The organism is Streptomyces alkaliterrae (assembly GCF_007097205.2).
Lineage (GTDB): Bacteria > Actinomycetota > Actinomycetes > Streptomycetales > Streptomycetaceae > Streptomyces > Streptomyces alkaliterrae.
The window spans coordinates 1-5,907 of record NZ_VJYK02000327.1 but is presented as its reverse complement, the minus strand read 5'-3'; the positions used below and the strand labels follow the sequence as shown (position 1 = coordinate 5,907).

At 71.5% G+C, this 5,907-nt stretch carries 8 protein-coding genes; 2 read left to right on the top strand and 6 right to left on the bottom strand.

The genetic code is table 11. The annotated features are described in order from the left end of the window. Together FNX44_RS22780 and FNX44_RS22775 are read left to right on the top strand one after the other, a co-directional pair. A partial coding sequence (locus tag FNX44_RS22780) for a sugar phosphate isomerase/epimerase family protein (RefSeq protein WP_153507634.1) occupies positions 1–898 on the top strand: 898 nt, incomplete at its 5' end. A 112-nt stretch (positions 899–1,010) separates the two neighbouring features. Further along, positions 1,011–2,030 carry a Gfo/Idh/MocA family protein gene (locus tag FNX44_RS22775; RefSeq protein ID WP_143650663.1) on the top strand — a complete coding sequence of 340 codons (1,020 nt, stop codon included), beginning with the start codon at positions 1,011–1,013 and terminating at the stop codon, positions 2,028–2,030. 148 nt (positions 2,031–2,178) lie between these two features. Here the strand turns inward: FNX44_RS22775 and FNX44_RS22770 are convergent, their stop codons facing one another. The 6 genes from FNX44_RS22770 to FNX44_RS22745 form a co-directional block, all read right to left on the bottom strand. After that, entirely contained in the window at positions 2,179–2,592 is a 414-nt protein-coding gene (locus FNX44_RS22770) for a hypothetical protein (RefSeq protein ID WP_143650662.1), read from the bottom strand. 228 nt (positions 2,593–2,820) lie between these two features. Next, positions 2,821–3,069, bottom strand: coding sequence for a hypothetical protein (locus FNX44_RS22765; protein WP_143650661.1), 249 nt, complete (start codon positions 3,067–3,069; stop codon positions 2,821–2,823). A gap of 187 nt (positions 3,070–3,256) precedes the next feature. Beyond that, positions 3,257–3,457, bottom strand: coding sequence for a hypothetical protein (locus tag FNX44_RS22760; protein WP_143650660.1), 201 nt, complete (start codon positions 3,455–3,457; stop codon positions 3,257–3,259). Then, entirely contained in the window at positions 3,454–3,684 is a 231-nt protein-coding gene (locus FNX44_RS22755; RefSeq protein WP_143650659.1) for a hypothetical protein, read from the bottom strand. Before FNX44_RS22755 ends, FNX44_RS22760 begins: the two co-directional genes overlap by 4 nt. A 114-nt stretch (positions 3,685–3,798) precedes the next feature. Further along, positions 3,799–4,983, bottom strand: coding sequence for a helix-turn-helix domain-containing protein (locus FNX44_RS22750; protein ID WP_143650658.1), 1,185 nt, complete (start codon positions 4,981–4,983; stop codon positions 3,799–3,801). Between the two features lie 138 nt (positions 4,984–5,121). After that, a complete protein-coding gene (locus FNX44_RS22745; protein ID WP_143650657.1) occupies positions 5,122–5,619 on the bottom strand; it encodes a hypothetical protein in 498 nt (165 codons plus the stop codon). Between the last annotated feature and the right edge of the window lie 288 nt (positions 5,620–5,907).

Genomic DNA, 5,907 nt, shown 5'->3' with positions numbered 1-5,907 from the left:
CCCACCACTCGACCGCATCCGGATCGGCTCCGCCCCCGACTCCTGGGGCGTCTGGTTCCCCGACGACCCCCAGCAGGTGCCCTGGCAACGCTTCCTCGACGAGGTCGCCCACGCCGGCTACGAGTGGATCGAACTCGGCCCCTACGGCTACCTCCCCACCGACCCCGCCCGCCTCCACGACGAGGTCGGCCGACGCGGACTGAAGGTGTCCGCCGGCACGGTCTTCACCTCCCTCCACCGGGGACCCGCCGTATGGGACGCCACCTGGGAGCACGTCAGCCAGGTCGCCGAACTCACCCGCGCCACCGGCGCCCGCCACCTCGTCGTCATCCCCTCCTTCTGGCGCGACGACAAGACCGCCGAGATCATCGAACCCGCCGAACTCACCGCCGAACAGTGGTCCCACCTCACCACCGGCATGGAACGCCTCGGCCGCGAGGTGCGCGACCACTACGGCCTGGAGATCGTCGTCCACCCGCACGCCGACACCCACATCGACACCGAGCCCAACGTCGAACGCTTCCTCGACGGCACCGACCCCGACCTCGTCAGCCTCTGCCTGGACACCGGCCACTACGCCTACTGCGGCGGCGACAGCGTCCGACTCATCCGCACCTACGGCGAACGCCTCGGCTACCTGCACCTCAAGCAGGTCGACCCGGACATCCTCGCCGACGTCGTGAAAAACGGCGTGCCGTTCGGACCCGCCGTCGCGCGCGGCGTGATGTGCGAACCGCCGGGCGGCGTGCCCGCGCTGGAACCGGTGCTGGCCGAGGCGCAGAAACTCGGCGTCGACCTGTTTGCCATCGTCGAGCAGGACATGTATCCGTGTCCTCCTGACCAGCCGCTCCCGATCGCCGTCCGCACCCGCCGCTTCCTCCGCTCCTGCGGCGCCTGAGGCGCCACTGGCGCCGGGCGGCGCCGGGCGGCGCTGCGGCGCCTGACGGCGCCGGCCCGCACCCCACCCCCTCCCCGACATCATCCGCAATCCGGAAGGACGACCACCGACCATGACCCAGCGCCCCACCATCGGCGTCGCCGTCGTCGGCACCGGCCGCATGGGAGCCGACCACGTCCGCCGCCTCGACCGGGTGACCAGCGGCGCCCGGGTCGCCGCCGTCGTCGACGTCGACGCCGACCGCGCCAAGCGGATCGCCGACGGCGTCGAGGGCTGCGCGGCGTTCACCGACGCCGCACAGGCCATGGCCGCCGACGGTGTCGACGCCGTACTGATCGCCTCCCCCGGACCCGCCCACGAGGCCGCCCTCCTCGCCGCGTTCGAACACGACCTGCCGGTCCTCTGCGAGAAGCCGCTCACCCCGGACGCCGCCTCCGCCCTCCGCGTGATGGAAGCCGAACAGCGACTCGGCCACCGCCGCGTACAGGTCGGCTTCATGCGCCGCTACGACGCCGAGTACCAGCGCCTGAAGGCGCTGCTGGACAGCGGCGACCTGGGCCGCCCACTCATGCTGCACAACCAGCACCGCAACGTCTCCACCCCGCCCGGCTTCACCAACGAGATGATCGTCAACGACTCCGCCGTCCACGAGATGGATGTCGCCCGCTGGCTGCTGGACCAGGAGATCACCGCCGTCACCGTCCTCCGCCCCCGCGCGTCCTCCTCGGCGCCGGACGGGCTCGACGACCCGCAGTTCCTCGTCTTCGAGACCGACGGCGGCGTGCTCGTCGACGTGGAGGTCAATCTCAACTGCGGCTTCGGCTACCAGGTACGGGCGGAGGCCGTCTGCGAACGCGGCACCGCGCGGATCGGCGAGGGCGTCGACCTGGTCACCCACACCGCCGGCCGCTGGGGCGGCACCATCGACCAGGACTTCGTCACCCGCTTCGAGGACGCCTACGACCGCCAGGTCCAGGCCTGGATCGACGCCACGGCACGCGGCGAAACGCTCGGCCCCAGCGTCTGGGACGGCTACGCCGCAGCCGCCATCTGCGAGGCCGCCGTCGCCGCCCAACAGGAAGCCCGCCGAGTCCCCGTAGACCTCGTAGACCGCCCACCCCTCTACCGCTGACGCGCCCCGCCGGGGGCGAGAATCGCCCCTCCGCTGGGCCGGCAGGGCATCGTGGTGCTGGTACCCGAACTGTGCCGTCCTGGCCTCCCTCCTACAGCGGCGGAAGGCCAGGACGCCTCCCTCACGACGCCCGCCCTCCGGCCCTGGCTCAGTCGATCACCCGGGCGTAGATCCTCGCCGAGTCGGCGAAGAAGACCGTGACGCCGTCGTGCCCCTTCCGGTTGTTCGGCCTGGGTGACCACAGCTCGAAGGCGGTGATCTCTTCCGATCCGGACCGGGCAAGCAGCTCGGCGAACCACCGCTCCTCCGGCAGTCCGCCGTCCGGAACGGCCTCCAGGCTGATCGGCTGCTCCGCCTTGGTGATCGTCTCCGGTTCGGTGAACTTGTCGCCGTCCCGGGACTGGGCGATGAACTGCCACTGGATCTCGCGGCCGGAAGCTGTTGCCGACAGGCCGTACGGGTACTTCGTGACGCCGGTGTCCGCCAGTGTCCGGGCCTGGCCGCAGTCCGGCGAGTTCTTGGCGAGGTCGAGGGCGAAGTCCTGGAAGCGAGTCGGGCGCATCGCGGGTTCCTTTCTTGCGGGGCGAGGGCCCGACGAGGCCAGGCCCGATCGCCCGACGCATGTGCTGGTGCGGACGGACCGTCAGGAGTCTGATGGCTCTGCCGCCGGTCAGTGACCGTCTTCACGGAAGTGTGCCGAGAAGGATGAACAGCAGCAGGCCTGCGATGATCACGCAGTAGACGATCTGGACGGCCAGGGATTCCTCGACTCGCCGTCGAAGGCGGCGGCTCACCGTTCGGCCTCCTCGGCGGGCGTGTCGGCGGTGGCGAACGCCTGGCGGACGCGGTCTACGGTGCACAGCACCGCTACCGCGTCGACCAGTTCCGGCGGCAGCCATACCCACTGCTGTCCGATCGCGTCCTCGTGCGGGCCGTCGTGCCCGGCGGGGAGCGCACACGGTAACCGGCTCGCGACCAGCGGCGGCGTCTCCAACCAGCGCGGTCGGCGCCGCCCGCACGGCTCGGGTGCCGCGTTCACCGGATCGCCTCCGGCGCGAGCACCCACGGCCCCCGGCCGGTACCGGACAACGACACCCACCGCCCTTCGGGCAGACCCGCCGTCACGTACGGGCGGACGAGGCGCGAGGCGTCCCCGTCCAGCACGCCACGGTGGTCCGAGCGGGCGCCACCCGGCCAGCCACTTCGGGCGACAAGGAGTCGGCGCCTCACCGGCCGACCTCCCGCGCCGGAGCGGCGAGCGGGGGCGCCGCCGGGCCCGCCGGTCGGTCGAACTCGCCCTCGCCCAACGACACGCACCCGGTGCACGCGCGCTGCGCGCCACCCGGCCCGGAGCCCTGCTCGATCGCCCGCACCGTCCGGACGGTCGGCTCCGCGCGTTGGCAGAAGTGGCAGTGGTACGCGATCACCGGGCCGCCCCGTCGCCGTGGCGGCCGTGGCAGTCGCACGCGCACACGTCGTAGTGCACGCCCTCACACGGCGACGGCCGCCACTCGCCATCCGTGCAGTCGTCGTGCGCGCGGATGCGGCACGACCACGACTGGTAGGGGTCGGTGAGGACGCCGCGCGCCGCGTCGGCGAGCGCCACGCGCCGGGCTCTCTGCTGCGGGGTACGCCGAGGCGCCGTGTCGGGCATGTTCCTGACTCCTGTAGTGAGACGTGTACGGACCGTCTCCACAAACGCTAGGAGTCTGTGAGCCAGGCCTCAATGGCCGTTTCGGGCGCCTCTTTGACGAAGTATCAGTGAGCGTCACAGAGGAAGCGCGATCACCCTGGCCATCTCCCGCATCTGCGGGGTCAGCCGCCGGCGTCGCCGCACCATCTTGTCCAGGATGTCCCGCGCGTACTGCTGCTGCGGCAGCCACTGCGGTGCCGCCCGGTGCACATCGAGCAGTGTCTCCATCGCCTCCCCGTATCGCCGAGTCCGGACCTGCGCGTCGGCCACGTCCAGCAGGTGCCGATTGCGGTGGCCGAACGTCGGCGCGAGCCGTTGGCCGTTCACCTCGCGGGCCACTTCCAGAGCCACGTCCGGTCGGCCACTGACCACGGCGACTTCGACGCGCTGCATCTTCACCGTCAGCGGACTCCACGTCCTGGCTCGGCCGGACGTCTGCGACCCGCCGCCCTGCGGCGCCTCCGCCGTCAGGAGTGCGCCGGCCGCACTCGCCATGCGCAGGGCGTGCTCGGCCTCGTCCTGCCGGGCGTCACGGGACGCGGCGGCGGCAACCCTTCCCAGCACCACACCCCACGACCTCAGATCGTCGGCCGTGGCGCGCGACATGCGAGGCTCCAGTTCGTCGACCCAGCGCGTCGCGAGCGCGCGGGCGTCTCCCAGCCGCCCGCGACGCAGCAGGAGCCAGCACCGGCTCTCCACCAGGTCGGCGGCTTCCATCGGGCCCTGCACCCATCCGGCCCGCTCCGCGCGGTCGAGGGCGGCTTCCGCGGCGTCGTACTGCCGAGTCTGGATCATCAGCCGACCCGTGAGCATCAGCACGCTCGCCTGCATCGGGCCGCCGAGCACGGCGGCGTCGCGCAGCAGTCGGGGGAGGGCGTGTGCGGCGGCGGCCAGATCCTCCGCGACGAGCCTTCGGGCGACCGCGTTCAGCGCACCGGAAACACCCGCGAGAGTGGGGGGCTCGTCCTCCACGGCGTTGTCCGCGCTGTGGAGGATCGCGGCCCGCACTGGTGACCACGGCGCGCTCGGGTCGGTCGTCTGGGCGGGTTGACGTTCGGCCGCGAGCAGTGACGAAGTCGAGATCCCGAGCGCGGCGGCAAGTTGACGTGCAGTCTCCAACCGGGTATCCGGCTGGGCGCCCTGCTCGAGTTTGGCCACCAGGGACAGGGATACACGTGCCGCCGCGGCGAGTTCCCTCTGGGTGAGGCCGGCGCGCTTACGCGCTTCCCGAAGGCGGTCTCCGAACGAGGTACAGGGCATGCTGTGATGACCTCCGTCGACTTGCCGGTCGCACGAACGACGGTACCCCCGGCACGCGGTCTGGTATACGCGTAGCGCCCCCGAGTCGACGGGACCACGCCGACTACTCCCGGCGAAGCCGGGGCGCTGCTGGTGGCGTCACTGCCACCTGCGCGGCCTTGTCGGGAACATGTGGTCGCGGTAGTAGCGCCCTGCGGCTGGGCGGTAGAGCAACACACGTCGCGATGCACCGATTTCTGCGCGGCGTCGCTCGCGGGCTCGGATGAACCAGAGGTAGACGGTGAGGCTCAGCGTGCAACGTCCGGTGTAGTCCGCCCACATGATGAGCGCGTCTCTGCCGGTGCCCGTACCCATCACGAAGACGAGCGTCGGAACAGCGAGAATCGCGGCCAGCATCAGCGCGCCCAGATAGCCTGTCAGTGCCGACCGCCTGGCCATCAGCCAGGAGCCCACCAGCCCCGCCGGGATCTGCACCAGCGCGTGGAAGACGGCGATCGAAAACAGCAGCACCAGGGGCAGAAGGAAGGACGGCCAGTCCGCCGACGGGTTGTCCGGCGATACGGCACCGACGGCGTCCAGCAGCCACACCGGCGGTATGAGGAAGGTCAGCAACAGCAGTCCGCCGCTGACGTGCATCGCGCCGATATGCTCGGCGACCCGCTTGTTCCAGTCTGTTCGGGGCGGCGGCGGGGTGGGCTGGAAGAGCTGGTGTGTCGGCCATGGCGGGCCGGCCGGATTCGCGTACGCGCGTGCCCCTTCCGACGAGCGGTGCCCTGAACGTACTCCTGGCATCACAACCGCTCGTCGGTGGGGGCCGGTTCACTCGGGGCACTCCGGGGTGGCCCAGGTGCCGGTTCGGGCGGAGTGGAGCATCGCGTCGAGGGCGGTGGCGGCGCGGACGGCGTCGTCGGGGGTGGCGCAGTG

Coding starts and splice junctions, on each gene's coding strand:
- FNX44_RS22775 (WP_143650663.1), top strand. CDS start 1,011: ATGACCCAGCGCCCCACCATCGGCGTCGCCGTCGTCGGCACCGGCCGC.
- FNX44_RS22770 (WP_143650662.1), bottom strand. CDS start 2,592: ATGCGCCCGACTCGCTTCCAGGACTTCGCCCTCGACCTCGCCAAGAAC.
- FNX44_RS22755 (WP_143650659.1), bottom strand. CDS start 3,684: ATGCCCGACACGGCGCCTCGGCGTACCCCGCAGCAGAGAGCCCGGCGC.
- FNX44_RS22750 (WP_143650658.1), bottom strand. CDS start 4,983: ATGCCCTGTACCTCGTTCGGAGACCGCCTTCGGGAAGCGCGTAAGCGC.
- FNX44_RS22745 (WP_143650657.1), bottom strand. CDS start 5,619: ATGCACGTCAGCGGCGGACTGCTGTTGCTGACCTTCCTCATACCGCCG.